General features: G+C 66.7%; 14 protein-coding genes. 1 reads left to right on the top strand and 13 read right to left on the bottom strand.

The window, feature by feature from the left end; genetic code table 11:
- Nucleotides 1–140: 140 nt before the first annotated feature.
- The 11 genes from XI02_RS16495 to XI02_RS16445 all read right to left on the bottom strand — a co-directional run bounded on the left by XI02_RS16495 (nucleotide 141) and on the right by XI02_RS16445 (nucleotide 16,090).
- Nucleotides 141–3,104: a bifunctional [glutamine synthetase] adenylyltransferase/[glutamine synthetase]-adenylyl-L-tyrosine phosphorylase gene (locus XI02_RS16495; protein WP_172648131.1), complete on the bottom strand. Its 2,964-nt coding sequence runs from the start codon at nucleotides 3,102–3,104 to the stop codon at nucleotides 141–143.
- Complete coding sequence (locus tag XI02_RS16490; protein ID WP_038379574.1) at nucleotides 3,101–4,555, bottom strand: ATP-binding protein; 1,455 nt, start codon at nucleotides 4,553–4,555, stop codon at nucleotides 3,101–3,103. Before XI02_RS16490 ends, XI02_RS16495 begins: the two co-directional genes overlap by 4 nt.
- Nucleotides 4,539–5,219: a response regulator transcription factor gene (locus tag XI02_RS16485; protein ID WP_016842329.1), complete on the bottom strand. Its 681-nt coding sequence runs from the start codon at nucleotides 5,217–5,219 to the stop codon at nucleotides 4,539–4,541. Before XI02_RS16485 ends, XI02_RS16490 begins: the two co-directional genes overlap by 17 nt.
- 346 nt (nucleotides 5,220–5,565) lie before the next feature.
- Nucleotides 5,566–7,149: a Do family serine endopeptidase gene (locus XI02_RS16480; RefSeq protein ID WP_050387038.1), complete on the bottom strand. Its 1,584-nt coding sequence runs from the start codon at nucleotides 7,147–7,149 to the stop codon at nucleotides 5,566–5,568.
- A gap of 171 nt (nucleotides 7,150–7,320) precedes the next feature.
- Entirely contained in the window at nucleotides 7,321–7,827 is a 507-nt protein-coding gene (locus XI02_RS16475; RefSeq protein ID WP_018270732.1) for a cytochrome c-type biogenesis protein, read from the bottom strand.
- The gene (locus XI02_RS16470; protein WP_026192537.1) at nucleotides 7,827–9,809 is read right to left on the bottom strand and encodes a heme lyase CcmF/NrfE family subunit; all 1,983 of its coding nucleotides are present in this window, start codon (nucleotides 9,807–9,809) and stop codon (nucleotides 7,827–7,829) included. The genes XI02_RS16475 and XI02_RS16470 overlap by 1 nt, the downstream gene beginning before the upstream one ends.
- Nucleotides 9,806–10,303 carry a cytochrome c maturation protein CcmE gene (gene ccmE / locus XI02_RS16465; RefSeq protein WP_026192536.1) on the bottom strand — a complete coding sequence of 166 codons (498 nt, stop codon included), beginning with the start codon at nucleotides 10,301–10,303 and terminating at the stop codon, nucleotides 9,806–9,808. Before ccmE ends, XI02_RS16470 begins: the two co-directional genes overlap by 4 nt.
- A gap of 60 nt (nucleotides 10,304–10,363) precedes the next feature.
- The gene (gene ccmI, locus XI02_RS16460) at nucleotides 10,364–11,521 is read right to left on the bottom strand and encodes a c-type cytochrome biogenesis protein CcmI (RefSeq protein WP_018270729.1); all 1,158 of its coding nucleotides are present in this window, start codon (nucleotides 11,519–11,521) and stop codon (nucleotides 10,364–10,366) included.
- A 535-nt stretch (nucleotides 11,522–12,056) separates the two neighbouring features.
- Nucleotides 12,057–13,451: a hypothetical protein gene (locus XI02_RS16455; RefSeq protein ID WP_018270728.1), complete on the bottom strand. Its 1,395-nt coding sequence runs from the start codon at nucleotides 13,449–13,451 to the stop codon at nucleotides 12,057–12,059.
- A 359-nt stretch (nucleotides 13,452–13,810) separates the two neighbouring features.
- Complete coding sequence (locus XI02_RS16450; protein WP_018270727.1) at nucleotides 13,811–15,187, bottom strand: sensor histidine kinase; 1,377 nt, start codon at nucleotides 15,185–15,187, stop codon at nucleotides 13,811–13,813.
- A 240-nt stretch (nucleotides 15,188–15,427) separates the two neighbouring features.
- Nucleotides 15,428–16,090 carry a response regulator transcription factor gene (locus tag XI02_RS16445; RefSeq protein WP_016841655.1) on the bottom strand — a complete coding sequence of 221 codons (663 nt, stop codon included), beginning with the start codon at nucleotides 16,088–16,090 and terminating at the stop codon, nucleotides 15,428–15,430.
- Between the two features lie 209 nt (nucleotides 16,091–16,299).
- On the opposite strand from XI02_RS16445, the gene XI02_RS16440 reads away from it, so the two are divergent.
- Nucleotides 16,300–16,863 (top strand): VanZ family protein, encoded by a 564-nt coding sequence (locus XI02_RS16440; protein ID WP_018270725.1) that lies wholly within the window; start codon nucleotides 16,300–16,302, stop codon nucleotides 16,861–16,863.
- A gap of 18 nt (nucleotides 16,864–16,881) precedes the next feature.
- Here XI02_RS16440 and XI02_RS16435 read toward each other — a convergent pair whose 3' ends face one another.
- Both XI02_RS16435 and XI02_RS16430 read right to left on the bottom strand, forming a co-directional pair.
- The gene (locus tag XI02_RS16435) at nucleotides 16,882–17,115 is read right to left on the bottom strand and encodes a hypothetical protein (protein ID WP_244620843.1); all 234 of its coding nucleotides are present in this window, start codon (nucleotides 17,113–17,115) and stop codon (nucleotides 16,882–16,884) included.
- The gene (locus tag XI02_RS16430; protein WP_246783623.1) at nucleotides 17,112–18,197 is read right to left on the bottom strand and encodes a hypothetical protein; all 1,086 of its coding nucleotides are present in this window, start codon (nucleotides 18,195–18,197) and stop codon (nucleotides 17,112–17,114) included. The genes XI02_RS16435 and XI02_RS16430 overlap by 4 nt, the downstream gene beginning before the upstream one ends.
- Nucleotides 18,198–18,380: the final 183 nt, after the last annotated feature.

The raw sequence follows: 18,380 nt of genomic DNA, 5'->3' as shown, positions 1-18,380 counted from the left end.
CTGCAAACCCCACACTGTTTCTCACCGTCACCCTGAGGTGCGAGCGGAGCGAGCCTCGAAGGGTCGACGGCCCGGCTGGTGGCCGTGCATCCTTCGAGACGCGCTACGCGCTCCTCAGGATGACGGGTCCAACATTCTTCTCAGCCGCCGCCCACGATCGTGTTGAAGACGCGGCGTACCTCGCTCTGGGTCTCGCGCAGGCGGGCTTCCAGTGCGGAGAAATCCGGCGTGTCCCCGGCCCGCGCCATTACGCGCAGCAGGTCTTCGCCCGCCGTCTCCGGATTGAACTTGCCGGTGACGCAGAGCCGCAGGATCTGCGTCAGGTCATGATAGAGCCGCGCCGCGGAGCGCAGGATCTCGGCCTCGGACTGGCCGAGCAGGCCGAGCTTGGCGGCATTGTCGAGCACCTGCAGCGTGGAGACGCTGAGGATTTCCGGCTTCACCGCGGCATGCGCCAGCTGGAGATATTGCGCGATGAAATCGATGTCGACGAGCCCGCCGGCGGCGAGCTTGAGATCCCAGACATCGTCCTCGCCCTTCTCCAGCGCGATCGCGCGCCGCATGTCGGCAACATCGGCCGCGGTCGACGCCGCATCGCGCGGCCGGGTCAGCACGCTGCGGATGATCGCCTCGATCTTCTCGCGGAACTCAGGCGACGACGAGATCACGCGGGCGCGCGTCAGCGCCATGTGCTCCCAGGTCCAGGCCTCGCGCTCCTGGTAGTCGGAGAATGAATCGATCCGCGAGGCGACCGGGCCGGCGCGCCCCGACGGGCGCAGCCGCATGTCGACCTCATAGAGCACGCCGTAATTGGTCCGGGTCGTGAAGGCGCTGATCAGGCGCTGGGTGAAGCGGGCAAAATACTGCGCGCCATGCAGCGAGCGCTCGCCGTCGGAATCCGGCGTCTCGCTGTCGAAATCGTACAGCAGGATCAGATCGAGGTCGGAGGACGCCGTCATCTCGCGGCTGCCGAGCCGGCCCATCGCGACGATCGCGGTCTCCTGCCCCTTGATCCGGCCATATTGCGCGGCGAACTGGTCGGTGACGAGGCCGTGCACGGTGTGCACGATACCCTCGGCCACATCGGCAAAGGCGGTGCTGGCGTGCTGCGCCGACACCGTGCCGGACAGGATCCGCGTGCCGATCAGGAACAGGCTCTCCTGGCCGAACAGCCTCAGACGATCGAGGAAATCCTCGTAGGACGACGCATCCTGCAGTGTGGCGGCGAGCCGCGCCGACAGTTCCTTCTTGTCCGGCATCGCGCCGAAGAAGCGCGGGTCGACCAGGCCGTCCATGATCTGCGGCTGCCGCGCCAGCATGTCGCCGAGCCGCGGTGCCGCGCCGAGGATCAGCGCCACCAGCGCGACGGAGTCGCGGTTCTGGCTGAGCAGCGAGATCAGCCGCCCGCCCCGCTGCAGCGCGCCGAGGAAACGGTCGAACGCCGCCACCGCATCGTCCGGCTCCTCGGCATGCGCGAGGCCGTCGATCAGGCCGGGAATGAATTCCAGGAACGCGGCGCGCGTCGCCTCGACGCGCAGCGCGCGATAATCGCCCTCGATCCATTGCTGCACGGTGCCGGCAACCGCGATCGGCTTCTTGAAGCCGAGATGGGCGAGATGCTCGATCAGGCGGGCATCCTCGGGCCCGGCGCCATAGTCGATATCCGGCAGCTTTGCGGTGCCGGTCGGATCGTCGCCCTCGAACAGCTTGCCATAGTGGTTCTGCACGATCTTGAGCTGGCCGAGCAGGTCCCTGGCGAAGGTCTCGCGATTCTCGTAGCCGAAGAAATGCGCAAAGCGCTCGACGTCCTCAGGCGCTTCGGGCAGCGAATGGGTCTGCTCGTCGGCGATCATCTGCAGCCGGTGCTCGACCTGGCGCAGGAATTCGTAGGCCGTCGTCAGTTCGTCGCGCGCTTCAAAGGTGATCCAGTTGCTGTCGGCGAGCACGTTGAGCGCCTCCAGCGTCGGCCGCGCCCGCAACTCCGGATGGCGGCCGCCGGCGATCAGCTGCTGGGTCTGGGCGAAGAACTCGATCTCGCGGATGCCGCCGCGGCCGACCTTGACGTTATGGCCCTCGACCGAGATCTCGCTCTGGCCGCGATAGGTCTGCATCTGCCGCTTCATGTCGTGGACATCGGCCAGCGCGGCAAAATCCAGATGCTTGCGCCAGACGAACGGCGCGAGCTCGGCGATCAGCGCCTCGCCGGCCTTCGGATCGCCGGCACAGGGCCGCGCCTTGATCATCGCGGCCCGCTCCCAGGTGCGCCCCTCGCGCTCGTAATAGTGCAAAGCCGCATCGGTCGAGATCGCGACCTGGGTCGAGGCCGGGTCCGGCCGCAGCCTGAGATCGACCCGGAACACGTAGCCGTCGCCCGAGCGCTGCTGCAGCATCCGCGCCATCGCCTGGGTGACGCGCACGAAGAACGGCTGCGGCTCGATGTCCTCGGCGAGCGAGGCGGCCGCGCGATCGAAGAACACGATCAGGTCGATGTCGCTGGAATAGTTCAGCTCGCCGGCCCCCATCTTGCCCATCGCGAGCACGATCAGGCCCGAGCCTGCCTCGGGGTGATCGGGGTCGGCGGCGGTCATCCGGCCGCGGGCCACTTCCTGCCGGAACAAATATCGCAGCGCCGATTGCACCGAATTCACCGCGATGTCGGTCAGCGCCGCCGTCACCCGCATCACCGGCCAGACGCCGCCGATGTCGCACAGCGCGATCATCAGCGCGGCCTCCGCCTTCATGCGGCGAAGTAGAACCATCACGTCGGCCTCGCTGCCGGCGGCGAGCACCTCGCGCGACGTCGTCTCGATCAGGCCGGCAAGATGCTGTTCCGGGTCGCATGACAGGATCCGGATCAGCCGCGCGGCGTCGGCGCGGGCGAGCTCGAAAAGGTAGGGCGAGAACTCGGCGATGCCGCGCAGGATGTCCCGTGCGAACGGATGTTCGAGCAACGCATTGAGCGCGGCCGATTGCGCCGGCTCGAGCTCGGCGAACCAGTCGGTCAGGCGCTGATCGGCGGATACGGGCGCGGCGACACGCGGTCCGTCCGCGAACCGCGCGGCCAGACGATGTCGATCCGCGTTTCCCGGCGCGGCGGCATTCATGCCGCCTTCTGTGGCACATCCTGCGTTTGAGCCGCAAGCCTGTCACTGCCGCCCGCCCGCGCGGGCAGCACCAGGGTAGCGACCAGCCCCGGATGGGCATCGCCGAGCCTGAGCTCGCCGCCATGAAGCGTGGCGACCGCCGAGGCCAGGCTGAGGCCGAGACCGGAACCGGGTAAGGTGCGGCTCGCCTCGAGCCGGACGAAGCGCTCGACCGCGTGCTTGCGGTCGGCCTCGGGAATGCCCGGGCCGTGGTCGGTGACGCTGAGCAGGACCTGGTCGCCCTCGCGCCGCGCCTCGATCAGGATCTCCCGCGCATCCGCATTGAGCGGCTGCACGCTCGCGTCGGGCTTGCCGTATTTGATGGCATTCTCGACCAGGTTGGCGACCGCCTGGCTGATCAATTCGCGGTTGCCGTGAATCGGCGCCGGCACGGTCTTCACCTGCAGCGTCATGCCGTCGTCCTCGGCCAGCGGCTCGTACAGTTCGTGGATGCCGTTGGCGACATCGGCGCCGTCGAAATCGTCCATATTGCCGCGCGCCTGGCCGGACTCGGCACGCGCGATCATCAACAGGGCGTTGAAGGTGCGGATCAGCCCGTCGGATTCCTCGATGGTCCGCTCGAGCGCCGCGCGATAGTCGGCCTCGCAGCCCGACCGCGCCAGCGCCTCCTCGGCGCGATTGCGCAGCCGCGTCAGCGGTGTCTTGAGGTCATGGGCGATGTTGTCGGAGACCTCCTTCAGCCCCGTCATCAGCGCCTCAATGCGCTCGAGCATGGCATTGAGATTTTCCGCCAGGCGATCGAGCTCGTCGCCGCTGCGGCCGACCGGCAGACGGCCGGACAGATCGCCGGCCATGATGCGCTTGGTGGTTCCGGTCATGGCGTCGATCCGGTGCAGCACGCGACGGGCGACGAAGATGCCGCCGCCGATGCCGAGCACGACGACGACGAGGATCGACCATTGCGCGGCCTTGGCGACGATGCCGAACAGCCGCCGCCGTTCCTCGAGGTCGCGCCCGACCAGCAGGCGGAAGCCGTTGTCCATCTGGGTGACCCGCACCAGCGCGCGGTGATCGGTCTTGTCCTGGTCGTCGAGCCGGCGATAGGCGGTCTCCGTCCAGCCCTGCGTGCTCATCACGCCCGGCGCCAGCGCGCCGACATTGCCGGCGAGCATCTGCCCGTTCGGCGCCGTCACCAGATAGAGGTTGGCGCCCGGCCGCAGCGCACGATTGCCCATGGTGCCCAGCAGGCCGCGCAGACCGCGGCGGTTGTAGATGTCGGTGATCTCGCTGATCTCGACGTTGACCGTCGTCGTGATCTGCTCGGTGATCAGCCGCCGCGTGTTCCAGGCGAAGTAAGCCAGCAGCGAGGCCGCGAACAGCGCGAACAGGAATAGGTAGACCAGCGTCAGCCGAAACGCCGTGGTCCGGATCAGTTTACCGAATGCCGTCACGGATCATATACCCCGCGCCGCGGATGGTATGCAGCAGCGGCCGCTCAAAACCCTTGTCGATCTTGGAGCGCAGCCGCGAGATGTGGACGTCGATGACGTTGGTCTGCGGATCGAAATGATAGTCCCAGACATTCTCGAGCAGCATGGTGCGCGTCACCACCTGCCCGGCATGCTTCATGAGATATTCGAGCAGGCGGAACTCGCGCGGCTGCAAGGTCAGCTCGTCCTTGCCGCGGGCGACGCGATGCGACAGTCGGTCGAGCTCGAGGTCGCCGACCCGGTAGGTCGTCTCCTCGGCCGGGCCGACATTGCGCCGCGACAGCACCTCGACGCGCGCGAGCAGCTCGGCGAAGGAATAGGGTTTCGGCAGGTAGTCGTCGCCGCCGGCGCGCAGGCCCTTGATGCGGTCATCGACCTGGCCGAGCGCCGAGAGGATCAGGACCGGCGTCCGGTTGCCCTTGTCGCGCAGGCTGCCGATCAGCGACAGGCCGTCACGCTTCGGCAGCATGCGATCCACAACCAGCACGTCGTAGTCGCCGGTCTCGGCCATCGACAGCCCTTCCTCGCCATCGGAGGCGAGATCGGCGATATAGCCGACTTCGCGGAATGCCTTGACCAGATAGTCGGCTGACTCACGGTCGTCTTCGATGATCAGGATGCGCATTTGCGGAGCGATTGCGGTCACGGGAATTGGCCCTCTGTCAGCATGACGCGGCCGGCCTGCACATGCAAGACGACCGCGCATATTCCGGGAATCTCGTGGGCGCATGATCTCCGCGCAAACCCGTTCCGGGTTTGTCGCGGGGGAAAACCGGTCTCCACTTTTCCGAATCATGCGCTGAAAAAAGTGGGCGGTGAAGCTGGGGGACCTCACCGCCCTGAGACCTTCCGACAGAGGGGGGCATATTCCATCGAAAGGCAACGTAGGGAGCGAGCAAGGGGCCCGCCCCCCGGAAAGCGCCGTCGGCGGGGGCGACTGATGCCGGCGACGCTTTCCAACTCATAGATAGTTATCCCTTCGCCAGCGGCACTGCCACAAAGCGCGACGAACCGCCGCTCTTCACGCGCATGAGAACGCTGTTCTTGCTGTCATTGCGCGCCGCGGTGATCGCATCACGCACTTCACCGGCGGTGCCGACGGACTTGCCGGCGACCTCGAGGATCACGTCACCTTCCTTGAAGCCCCGCTCGGCGGCAGCACTCTTGGGATCGACTTCGGTCACGACCACGCCTTCCTTGCCAGCGCCGGCCACGCTGTTGGCGGGCGCCACGGTGAGGCCGAGCTTCGGCACGTCGGTGCCGCGGGACGAATTGCCCTTGTCGCTCTTGTCGGTGTCAGCCTTGGCTTCCAGGTTGTTCGGCAACTGGCCGAGCGTGAGGTTGACGGTCTTGTCCTGCCCCTTGTGCAGCACGTTCAGCTTCACGGCGTTGCCGGGCGCGAGGCCACCGATGGTGCGGGCGAGCTCACGCGCATCCTTCACCGGCTCGCCGTTGACGGCGGTGATGACGTCACCGGACTCGATGCCGGCCTTGGCCGCGGGGCCGTTGGCCTGCGGTTCGGCAACCAGCGCGCCTTCGGCCTTCTTCATACCGAGGCTGTCGGCGATGTCGGAGGTCACCGGCTGGATCTGGACGCCGATCCAGCCACGGCTGACCGCGCCCTTGTCCTTGAGCTGGGCGACGACGCTCTTGACGGTCTGGGCCGGGATCGAGAACGCGATGCCGACGCTGCCGCCGGACGGCGAGTAGATCGCCGTGTTGACGCCCATCACCTCACCGGACACGTCGAACGCCGGGCCACCCGAATTGCCCTTGTTCACGGGCGCATCGATCTGGATGAAATCGTCATACGGGCCGTTGCCGATGTCGCGGCCGGAGGCCGAGACGATACCCGCGGTCACGGTGCCGCCGAGGCCGAACGGATTGCCGACCGCCAGCACCCAGTCGCCGATGCGCGGCTTGGAGTCGGACAGCTTGGCGAACTGGAAGTTCGAGCCGCCCTCGACCTTGATCAGCGCGAGGTCGGTGCGCGGATCGGTGCCGATCACCTTGGCGGAATAGGTCTTGCCGTCGTCGGTGGTGACTTCGACCTTGTCGGCGCCGTCGACGACGTGGTTGTTGGTCACGGCAAAGCCGTCAGCCGAGATGAAGAAGCCGGAGCCCTGGCCCGTCACCACGCCACCGCCACGCGGTCCACCGCGCAGGCCCGGGGGCAAGCCATCCGGACCGCCGAAGCGGCGGAAGAAGCGCTCCATCGGCGAACCCGGCTGGAACGGCGAATCGTCATTGTTACTGTCGTCCTTCGCGACCTTCTCGCGAATGTTGACCTTGACCGAGATCACCGACGGCTTCACGCGCTCGACGATGTCGGCAAACCCGACCGGCTGCTGAACCTTCTTGACCTCGTTATTGACCTGCGCATGCGCGGGCGTCGTGAACAGGTCGGCGGGGTTGTGCGAGGGGCTGAAGCCGTAGGTGGCGGCACCGAGGCCGGCCACGACCGACGCCATCAGCGCGAGTTTGCGGGCAGAAAACAGCGAGCGCTTCGGCGCCTTGTAGGACGGAAGGGTCGAGAGGTCGGGACGGTCGGTCATGTCTTGAAATCTCCAGGGCCAGAATCATTGGTGCCGGGGGCGAGCACCTGATGGGTCTGAACATGGGGTCATCAGCCTTACAGCGCGCTGGCTGCGGAATTAAACTTTGGTAATTCAGCAGGCCGTCGCTGCGGCAGAATAGCGCAGGCAAATAAAAGACTTAAAAGGGAACTAAAGCGGCTTGTCCGGCGCGGATTCCGCCGCCAGCAGCCGTTTCAGGCGCGCCTGCTCGTCGGACGTCAGTCCGGCGGCGGAATCGCCCCCGCCGGCGGCCGGATTTGCCTTGCGCCGGCCGAGCCGCCAGAGCGCAAAACCGCCCAGCAGCAGCGCCAGCGGCGGGGTCAGCCACAGCAGCAGCGTGTGCTCGTTGAGGCGCGGCTTCAGCAGCACGAATTCGCCGTAGCGGGCCACCAGGAAATCGATCACCTGGCGGTCGCTGTCGCCGGCCGAGATGCGTTCACGCACCAAAAGACGGAGGTCGCGCGCCAGCGGCGCCTCCGAATCGTCGATCGACTGGTTCTGGCAGACCATGCAGCGCAGCTCTTTGGAGAGCTCGCGCGCCCTCGCCTCCTTGGCCGGATCCGCCATGACCTCGTCGGGCAGCACCGCCCGGGCGGGCATCGCGCCGAGCATCAGGATCGCCGCAAGCATGGCGGCTGCAAGCGCGCGCCACCGCATCACTCGGCCGCCTGCAATGCGCGCGCCGCTTTCGCCGGCTTCGGCGCGCCGACCCGCAAGCGGCGGTCGGACAGCGACAGCATGCCGCCGAACGCCATCAGCACCGGTCCCCACCAGATCATCAGTACCAGCGGCTTGTGATAGATGCGCACCGCGATCGCGCCGTCGGCCGAGGTATCGCCGAGCGAGATATAGAGCTGGCTTGCTCCCCGCGTCATCAGCGCGGCCTCGGTCGTCGAGGCGCCGCGGGTCGTGAAGTTGCGCTTCGAGGGCGTCATCACGCTGACCTTCTCGCCGTCACGCGTCACGGTGAATTGCGCGACCATCTCGCGGAAGTTCGGACCCTGCCGCGGATTCAGGCCGTCGAGCCGCAACTGGTAGCCGGCGACGCGGGCGACGTCGTCCGGCTTCATCGCGCCGATATATTCGCTATTCCAGGTGGTCTCGCAGACGATCCCGATCAGCGCGACGCCGAGACCGGCATGCGCAAACGCCGTCCCCCAGGTCGCGCGCGGCAACCCGCGCGCGCGGCGCAGCGAGAGCGACAGCGGAATCCGGAACAGCGCGATGCGCTCGGCGAGATCGCATAGCGCGCCCATGATCACGAACACCGCAAGCCCGATCGCGAGCGGCGCCAACGTCGCGCCGCCATAGGTCCATGCCAACACCAGCGCCATCGCAACCAGCGCGACGATGCCGGCCAGCATCAGCCGCTGCGCCGCGCCGAGCAGATCGCCGCGCTTCCAGGCCAGCAGCGGCCCGAACGGCACCGCGAGCAGCAGCGGCACGAACAGCGGCGCGAAGGTGAAATTGAAGAACGGCGCGCCGACCGAAATCTTTTCGCCGGTCAGAACCTCGAGCGCCAGCGGATACAGCGTGCCGATGAACACGGTCGCGCAGGCGGTGGTGAGCAGCAGGTTGTTGAGCACCAGCGCGCCCTCGCGCGAGATCGGCGCGAACAGTCCGCCCTGCTTCAGCGCCGGCGCGCGCCAGGCATACAGCGACAGGCTGCCGCCGATGAAGACGAACAGGATCAGCAGGATGAACACGCCGCGCGTCGGATCGGTCGCGAAGGCGTGAACCGACGTCAGCACGCCGGAGCGCACCAGGAAGGTGCCGAGCAGCGACAGCGAGAAGGTCAGGATCGACAACAGGACGGTCCAGACCTTCAGCGCGTTGCGCTTTTCCATCACCAGCGCCGAATGCAACAGCGCGGTGCCGGCAAGCCACGGCATCAGCGAGGCGTTCTCGACCGGATCCCAGAACCACCAGCCGCCCCAGCCGAGCTCGTAATAGGCCCAGTAGGAGCCCATCGCGATGCCGAGCGTCAGGAAGATCCACGCCATCAGCGTCCACGGCCGCACCCAGCGCGCCCAGGCGGCGTCGATCCGTCCCTCGAGCAGCGCCGCCACCGCGAACGAGAACGAGATCGAGAAGCCGACATAGCCGAGATAGAGCATCGGCGGATGCACCGCGAGGCCGATATCCTGCAGCACCGGATTGAGGTCGCGTCCTTCCAGCGGCGGATTGGCGATGCGCAGGAACGGGTTCGAGGTGATCAGGATGAACAGATAGAAGGCGCTGGCGACCCAGGCCTGCACCGCCAGCACATGCGCGCGCAGCGACAGCGGCAGATTGTTGCCGAACGCCGCGACGAGGCCGCCGAACAGCGCCAGGATCGACACCCACAGCAGCATCGAGCCTTCATGGTTTCCCCAGACGCCGGTGATCTTGTAGAGCAGCGGCTTCAGCGAATGCGAATTCTCGTAGACATTGGCGACCGAGAAATCCGAGGTGACGTGCAGCGTCACCAGCGCCGCGAACGACGCCGCGACGAACAGCAACTGGGCGAGCGCGGTCGAACGCGCGACGTTCATCAGCGCCGCATCGCGCCAGCGCGCGCCGACGATCGGGACGATGGACTGGATCAACGCGAGCCCAAGCGCGAGCACCAGGGCGTAATGTCCACTTTCGGCAATCACCGCACGGCTCCCTGGGTCGGCGCCGCGGAGGCGCTCGGCGTATTGCCTGATTTGGCACCGTAGTCGTCCTTCCAGTGGCCCTGCTTCTTCAGGGCGTCGGCGACGTCCTTCGGCATATAGGTCTCGTCATGCTTGGCGAGCACGGTGTCGGCGCGGAACACGCCGTTCGCGTCGAGCACGCCTTCGGCGACGACGCCCTGCCCCTCGCGGAACAGATCCGGCAGGATGCCCTTGTAGGCGACCGGCAGCGTCGCGCCGCCGTCGGCGACGGTGAAGGTCACGGCGAGATTGTCGCCGCGATTCAGCGACCCCGGCTGCACCAGACCGCCGAGCCGGAAGCGCTTGCCCGGACCGAGATGCTTTTCGGCGACCATCGACGGCGTCGAGAAGAATACGATGGAATCGCGCAGCGCGTTCAGCACCAGGCCCGCGGCGATCGCCAGCACGACGAGCGCGCAGCCGATCAGTGTCAAACGCCGTTGTTTCCTGGTCATGGTCCATCCTTGCGCATGACATCCTCCGAAAACCGCTGCGCACTTTTCGGCGTCATGCGCTTATCCATCCAGCCCGAGATTCTTCAGCCCCTCATTGAGCTGACGCAACCGGTCCGCATCGTTGGCGACCGCCTGACGGGCATCCGCGAGCGCGCTCATTGCCTTGTCGCGCTCGCCCATCACGAGATAGGCGCGGACCAGCCGCAGCCAGCCCTCGACGTCGTCGCCATTGGTCTTCAGCCGCGTCGCCAGCCGATCGACCATGCCTTTGATCATGGTGCCGCGATCGGCCGCGCTCATGTCCCGGGCCGCGGCCACCGCGCTGTCCGGCAGCGCCGGTGCGCTGACGCCACCGGGCGAGCTGACGCCGCCGGTCACGCTGCCGCCGCCGGGCGCGCTGCCGCCGACGCGTACCAGCGCGGCCTGCACCAGCGGCCGCCACGGCGCGTCCGCCGGCGCCTTCGCCAGCATCTTCTGCCAGAGCGCCGCGGCGTCGGCCTTGCGGCCGTCCTGCTCGGCGGCAAGGCCGAGGAAATAGTTCGCCTTGGCATCGTCGCCATTCAGCGCGACCGCGCGCTCGAATTCCGCCTTGGCGTCCGCGGTGACGACGCCGCCAGCAGTCCCCATCAGCGCCTCGCCGAGATCGGCGCGGCGATCGGCGCTGTCGCCGGCATAGGTGATGGCGTTGCGATAGGCGCGGACGGCGTCATCGTAGCGGCCGAGGCGCGACAGCACCGGGGCCAGCACCGTCCAGCCGCGGCCGTCGGTCGGGTTCTTTTCGAGATGCGCCTCGACCTGCGCGACCAGATTGGCGAGCGGCTGGTTGGCGTCGGCCACCCGGCCGCGCTCGGCGAGCGGAAAGTCACCGAGGCGCGGCGAGCCGAGCGCGAGATAGAAGCCCGAGGCAATCACCGGCAATCCGACCAGGCCGACGATCGCGGCAGTGCGCCGCAGATTGAGGCTGCCTTGCATCGGGGTCTCACGTCCGCTCTGATCGGCGGCGGCCAACAGCCGGCGGCTGATCTCGACCCGCGCGGCATCGGCCTCGGCGGCGCCGATGATCCCGGCCGCCATGTCGCGGTCGATTTCGGCGAGCTGGTCGCGATAGACCACGACCTCGCTGCCGCCGGTATCCGCGCGCCCGCGGCGGCTGAGCGGCCACAGCACGGCAAAGATCGCCGCGACCGTCATCAGCGCGAACACAAACCACAGCGTCATCAAGCGGTTCCCGGATGGAACGGCGGCTTCCGGCAAGCCGCCTTAGAATCGCTTTACACTACCGGCGGCGAGCCCGGCAATTGACAATTGCTGGATCGACCGAAGGTCGAAATCAGCCGGTTTCCGGTGCCGTTCCGGCGGTATCGCAACAGCGTTACCTGGCCAAGGCGCGCCCGACCAAAATATCGAAAACAACCCCATGCAAAGGAGCCGGCGGCCGCCGGCGCTCGATTGACCGTTGACACGTCGGGCAAATCAGCCCCACACTTCCGTTATTCCGAAATTTCGCAAATGCTTGCCGTGGCGCAGGGCAATCGCATATGGGCTCGGTAGCTCCACAAACTCGTCATGCCCGGCCTTGTGCCGGGCATCCACGTCTTGGTCTCCGCAACAGAAAGACGTGGATGGCCGGGACAAGCCCGGCCATGACGGCGCGGAAACACCAGTGCTAGAGCCATATGCTTATCCTACGCCTTCGCGCGTAGCGCCGAAAATGCTCGCGAATTCTTTTCGCCCGTTGCTATCCGCGCTCTCGCTACCCCGCGCGCGAGGATTTGCGCTCGCCGGTCACGGCGTTTTCCGCCGCCCTGTTCATCAGGGAGGCGTAGTCGTGGCCGAACAGCACCTCGCAGAACCGGATCGCGGCCTTGACCTGCTGCTGGCGGAAGGCCCGGACCCGGGCGTCGCCGCCGCGCAGCGACTGCACCAGCCCTTCGGTCGACTGCTCGACATAATGTTGCAGGTCCGAGAAGGTCCGCAGCGTCACCTCGTTGATGGCGAGCTCGCTGGCATAGGTGCGGCACACCGCGACGAAATCGATCAGGGCGGCGGCGTCCTCGACCTCGGTCGCATCGATCTTGGCGCCGGCCGTAATGTCCTTGTCGGCGCGCTGGCGCAGGATGCGGCGGACCCGGCCCGGCACGCTGTCGATCTCCGATTGCAGCGCGTTGGAGGTATCGGCGCGAACCGAGGTGAGCTGGCGGCCCCAGGTGGAATCGTTGCGCAGATCGAGCTCGGTGCGCAGGCCGCGGACGCCGTCATGCAGGGTCTTGAGCTGCTCGCCGACATAATCGAAATGCCCGCGCCTGATGTCGGTCCGCAGGCAGGCCGCGACGAACGACAGATCATGCAGCGCGATGGTGACCGCGACGCCATACGGCATTGCCGCGACGCGGAGCTCGTCGTCGGAAGCCGCCATCTTGATGGCAAGGCGGACGATCTGCCATGGCGCGGCGAGCCGCTGCGCAATCAGTGACAGCGCGAACGGCAATAGCTGCGGCGTCTGCAACGACGGCAGCTTGAGCGCTTCGGTCGCTGAAGCGATCTGGGAATCGGCAAATACCCGGATCTGGCTCGGCAGCCGGCTTCCCAGGGTTTCCAGCGCTTCGCGGGCCTGCAGAACGAGGCCGATCGGCAGCAGGTCCTCGACAACGCTCGGCGGGCCGACGCGCGACAGCGCGCGCTGGCGGTCGTCCTGACTCGGCGCCGCGATCTTGAGGATGGCGTCCGCAGCCGCAAGCTGGAACTTGCGTGCGGCGACCTCCATCGGACCGCTTTCGGTAGCTGCAGCCAGCGCTGCCTCGAATTCGCGGGCCGCCTCCGGCGTCCCCTCGCGGGCCAGCCACTGCCAGATCGGCAGCAGCGAGGCGCGCCGGAGCTGGCCCGGCCGCGTCGGGAAATTGGTCTCGGCGAGGAACGGCTCGAGCGGCCGGAACAGCAGCCGCGCCGGGTCGTCGCTGCGCGGCTGGATCTGCTCGTCCTCCTCGGCGCCACGCGCGATCTTGCGCAACTGCTCCAGCACCAGATTGGCGACGGTGATGTCCTCGCCACGTTCGACGGCGCGCTCCAGCTCCCGCATCAGCAGCGCCTGCGATTGCGGCGGAAGCTGCGCGAGATAATCCCTCAGCCGCTCGGTCGATTTCTGGCTCATGCCCGGTCGTGAAAGCTTGGTGCCCGGCAAGCGCCGCAGCCCGTCCGCCCGCAATGATAGCGGTCGGCGCGTTAAGAAGCCGTTTAGGAAGAATAGCGGCGTCGAGTCTGCCAAAGGCAGACTAAGCGGGATGAGATAAGGTTGAGCTGGAACGGCGCCGAAGGATCACCTCTCCCTTGGGAGAGGTCGATTTGCGCAGCAAATCGGGTGAGGGGCTACGGTCTATCGGGAGAGCAAGAGCCCTCACCCGGATTGCACTGGACGATGCTTCGCATCGCCAGGCGCAATCCGACCTCTCCCCGGCGGGGAGAGGTGATCCGAAACCTTGGCGAGCCAATTCAACCAAAACTCATCCCGGTCTACACCGCCGGCAACATGATCTCCGCCCGCAGGCCGCCGATCGGCGCGTTGTTCAGGGTGAGATTGCCGCCATAGAGGCCGGCGAGATCGGTCACGATCGACAGGCCGAGCCCCGAGCCGGGTTTCGACTCGTCGAGCCGCTGGCCGCGCCGCGACACCTGGGCCCGCTCGGCTTCCGACAGGCCGCGCCCGTCGTCGTCGACCACAATGCGCAGTCTCGGCCCGGCGCCCGAGGCCTCGGGCGGGACCACGGTCACCTCGACGAACACCTGCGAAGCCGCCCATTTGCAGGCGTTGTCGACGAGATTGCCGACCATCTCCTCCAGGTCCTGCCGCTCGCCGCGAAACCGTGCCGCCGGATCGGCCTTCGCCTCGATCGAAAGGTCGCGATCGCGATGGATCTTCTCCATGGTCCGGCGCAGCGCCTCGATCACAGGTGCGACATCGGTGATGGTGCTGACGATAGTGGCACGGGCGGCGATCCGCGCGCGCTCGAGATGGTGCGCGACCTGGTCCCGCATCAGATCGGCCTGCTCCAGCACCTTGCTGGCGAACGGATCGCCGGCATGCGCGCCCGCCTCGTTCACGATCACCGACAACGGCGTCTTGATCGCATGGGCGAGATTGCCGACATGGGTGCGCGAGCGCTCGACGATCTCCCGGTTGGCATCGATCAGCGCATTGGTCTCGCGTGCCAGCGGCGCGATCTCGACCGGAAACCGGCCTTCCAGCCGCTCGGCGCGGCCGGAGCGGATATCGGCGATCGCATCCGAAATCCGCTTGAGCGGCGCGAGGCCGTAGCGCACCTGGAAGATCGTGGTCAGCAGCAGCACGATGCCGAGCGCGGCGAAGGTGCCGCCGAGATAGTAGTCGAAGCTGCGCGTCTCATCGAAGATCTCGGTGGCATCGCCAGCGACGCTGACCAGGAACTTGCCGTCGGCGCCGAGATCGACCGGCCGCTCCACCACGCGCAGGCTCTGGCCCTCGGGCCCGTCGACATAGCCGAGGCGGACGCCGGCAGCGGTCAACTCGGCGCCGTGCTCCTCGAGCTTGGGCAGCTTCTTGTCCCACAGCGAGCGCGAGGCGCGGGTCTCGCCCTTTTCGGTATCGGTCCGGGTGATCTGCCAGTACCAGCCTGACAATGGCAGGTCGAACAGCGGCTCGCCGAGCGACTGGAACTGGCGGTCCGCCGGCTCGTCCGGCGTCGCCACTTCGGCGATCAGGGTGCGCAGATAGAGATTGAGCCGCCGGTCGAAGGCGCGCTCGGTGGCGTCGCGATAGACCGACGACAGGATGACGCCCGTGATCGCCAGGATCACCACCACCCAGGCGGTCGCCGAGACGAACAGGCGTGTCGCGAGCGAGCTGCCGCCCATCAGAACATCGTGTCAGCGGCAACAGACATGGCGAATCCCGTCCTCCTGGCGCGGATCATGCCGTAGCCCGCACGTCGATCAAGCGCCTTAAGAGCATGATCCGATTGAATAGGATATGCCCTTATCCTATTGTTTGGTCGTGCTTTCTTCGCGCGAACGAACCGGCATCCATTTCGCTCGAAAATGCTTCAAGAGCATGATCTTTTCGGAAGACCGCTTCGCACTTTTCCGGATCATGCCCTAGGTCGGCGGCGACAGCATGTAGCCGAGGCCGCGAACGGTCTGGATGATATCGACTTCCAGCTTCTTGCGAATGCGCCCGACGAATACCTCGATCGTGTTCGAGTCGCGGTCGAAGTCCTGGTCGTAGAGATGCTCCACCAGTTCGGTGCGCGAGACCACCCGCCCGGTGTGGTGCATCAGATAGTCGAGCAGATTGTATTCGTGCGAGGTCAGCTTGATCGGATTGCCGTTGACGGTGACACGCTTGGTGCGGGTATTCAGCGCCACCGGCCCGCAGTTCAGTTCGACCTGGGCATGCCCCGTCGCGCGGCGCAGCAGCGCGCGGATCCGCGCCAGCACCTCCTCAAGGTGGAAGGGCTTGGCGACATAGTCGTCGGCGCCGGCGTCGAAGCCCTGAACCTTGTCGCTCCAGCGATCGCGTGCGGTGAGGATCAGCACCGGCATCACCCGCTTGTTCCGCCGCCAGGCCTCGAGCACCGAAATACCGTCCATCTTCGGCAGACCGATATCCAGCACGACCGCGTCATAGGGCTCGCTGTCGCCAAGGAAATGCCCCTCCTCGCCGTCGAACGCGCGATCGACCACATAGCCGGCGTCCGTCAGCGCGGTGGTGAGCTGGCGGTTCAGATCCGGGTCATCCTCAACGACGAGCAGACGCACTTTGGCCTCCGAGAGTGAGCATTACGACATTCCGGCACCAAATGAGGCTTCCGGCCGTGAACGGCTTATGAATGGACCCGCAAGGCGCCGCTTATTTTTTCGTCAGGTGCACCATCCCGGGAACCCGCGCAAGCACCCCCTGGTTCCCTCCATGAGATGCGCGCGAAACGAAATCGGGTTTCAGCTCAGAGTATCGTGATACCTTAAACTTGAAGACAATTGTTGCTGGCAACCTTCCGGCGGACCAGGGCACCGAGAACATGTCGGGTCATTTGCAGTCGACCGGCAAGTTAACCTTCGACGACCATTTTCATGTCGCTGACACGAGCGATGCGCTAATTCAACGGCGGCGCGCCGAGCGCACATGGACCGGGAAGAACGCGTTGCTTGTTTCAAAAATACGAAGGTTCGGCGTGATTGCAGGCTGGCTTGCGCTTGCCTTCATCGCCTTCGTGACACTGTCCCCGATCCAGGACCGTCCCTCGCTATTCCATCCGCAGATCGAGCATTTCGCGGCGTTCGCCGTGATGGCGCTGGCCTTCGTGCTGGGCTACCCGCGGCGCACCGCGCTGATCGTGCTCCTTGTCGTCTTCAGCGCGTTCACGCTCGAAGCAATGCAATTCCTGACACCGGACCGTCACGGCCGCCTGATCGACGCGATCGTCAAGGTGGCGGGAGGTCTCGCCGGCGTCGGCGTCGGTCGCTTCATGCTGCTCGTGCTGCGCAACCAGTTCGGCCGGCTGAGGCCGGGCGTGGAGCAGTCCGCAAGCTGAGCGGCCGGCGCTTTGCGCTCAATCGCGCTTCGGCGCTTCCGCCGACTTCATGTCGTCCTGCGCCATGCATTGCTGAAAGAAGTGCAGCCGGTCGCCATTCATCGGCACGGCCCCCGGTCGCTTGTAGGGGTAGACCATGTAGGCCGCGCGCAGGCAGCGCTTTGCGGTCTCGGCGGCGGGTGCGGCGACGGCGGCACTCGACGCCAGCAGGAGCGCCAGCACGGCGCTGAACCGCACGGACACCCCGCTCACGGTTTCTCGCATTCCGAGTAGAACACGCCATTGGCGGCCGCCAGCCGCTGCAGGCAGTGCCGCTTGTCGGTGACCGCGCCCTCGACGGTGAAATCGTAGGCCTGGGCCTTCAGGATCAGCGCGTAGCGTCCCGGCGGCAGCGGCGCGTCGTCGCGCGGCAGGACCTCGAACATCTGCGGATCGTCCTTGAGCGGCGCCGCGCGGAACGGGATCGAGATGTTGCGGATCACCCAGCTGTCGTCACCCGGCGAGACCACCGGCTTGCCGGCCGCGTCGAACGTGGTCTGCTGGCTCACATGCGCGATCAGGCGCACATCGATCGGATCGGAGGCGCTGCCGGCACCCTCGCGCCGGAACACGATGAAGCGGAGATGTCCGTCCGGCAGCGTGGTCTCGCTCGGCCGCGTGATCGCCGCCGAGATCGCCACCCGCGGATCTGGCGCGCGCCCCTGGATCAGTTGCAGCTCGTAAAGCTTGCCGGCGCTCTCGGCATAAACGCCGTAGGCGGTCGGCAATGGCCGTCTCGGCGCCGGTGGCTCGGCCGCAACCGCCGGCGCCGGCACGGCCGCGACCACCGCCGGCCTTTGGGTTTCAGGCGGCGCCGATGCCAGCGTGCCGGCGATCATCGCGCGGGCCGCGGCCAACGACACGCCGCGTTGCTGCAGCAGGACAACGGCCGCGATCAGCCCGAAGAACGCCAGCATGACAATGTAACGCAGCGGCGCCGACGACGACCATCGCGGACGGCGCGACGCCGCGGCGGGCTCGACGCGATCGAGGGTCGTGACAAAGGCCGCCTCGGCATCGATCGGGGGCGGCGCCTCGATCCGCCGCGCGGCGCCCGCCGCTTCCAGGAATGCGGGCAGCGCCCGCGCCGGCGGGACCTCGAATTTCTCGATCACGTTGCTCTTGGTGTGCGCCTCGACGCCTTCGATCGCCACTTCCAGCGCCTGCATCAAACGCTGCTTCTCCGCCGGATCCTCGTGCGCGAGCTGCTGCAGTTTCTGCCGCGCGAGCTCGTAGACCGCGCTGCGCAGCTGCTGCGGGTCGGCGCTCACGGAATCGATGGTTCGCGCCAGCACCAGCGCGAACTCCACCTCGGGGTGCGCAGGACCGGTGTCCCTGACCGTTCTCTGGGCGGCGTCGGCGTCATAAATGTTAGTCTGGTTTGCCCATAATGTTACAACATTCTATGTGGATTTTACTGTTAACACAAACCACCCGGCCGGCGGATGACACCGCGGTTTGACCGTCCCGATCCGAGC

It is taken from the genome of Bradyrhizobium sp. CCBAU 21365, assembly GCF_015291305.1.
Taxonomy (GTDB): Bacteria; Pseudomonadota; Alphaproteobacteria; order Rhizobiales; family Xanthobacteraceae; genus Bradyrhizobium; species Bradyrhizobium elkanii.
The sequence above is the reverse complement of the archived record's forward strand: the minus strand, read 5'-3'. Positions and strand labels throughout refer to the sequence as shown.

What these genes read in the sequence shown, in the direction of transcription:
- XI02_RS16495 (WP_172648131.1), bottom strand. Translation starts at nt 3,104, where the DNA reads ATGAATGCCGCCGCGCCGGGAAACGCGGATCGACATCGTCTGGCCGCG.
- XI02_RS16485 (WP_016842329.1), bottom strand. Translation starts at nt 5,219, where the DNA reads ATGCGCATCCTGATCATCGAAGACGACCGTGAGTCAGCCGACTATCTG.
- XI02_RS16480 (WP_050387038.1), bottom strand. Translation starts at nt 7,149, where the DNA reads ATGACCGACCGTCCCGACCTCTCGACCCTTCCGTCCTACAAGGCGCCG.
- XI02_RS16475 (WP_018270732.1), bottom strand. Translation starts at nt 7,827, where the DNA reads ATGCGGTGGCGCGCGCTTGCAGCCGCCATGCTTGCGGCGATCCTGATG.
- ccmE (WP_026192536.1), bottom strand. Translation starts at nt 10,303, where the DNA reads ATGACCAGGAAACAACGGCGTTTGACACTGATCGGCTGCGCGCTCGTC.
- ccmI (WP_018270729.1), bottom strand. Translation starts at nt 11,521, where the DNA reads ATGACGCTGTGGTTTGTGTTCGCGCTGATGACGGTCGCGGCGATCTTT.
- XI02_RS16455 (WP_018270728.1), bottom strand. Translation starts at nt 13,451, where the DNA reads ATGAGCCAGAAATCGACCGAGCGGCTGAGGGATTATCTCGCGCAGCTT.
- XI02_RS16450 (WP_018270727.1), bottom strand. Translation starts at nt 15,187, where the DNA reads ATGGGCGGCAGCTCGCTCGCGACACGCCTGTTCGTCTCGGCGACCGCC.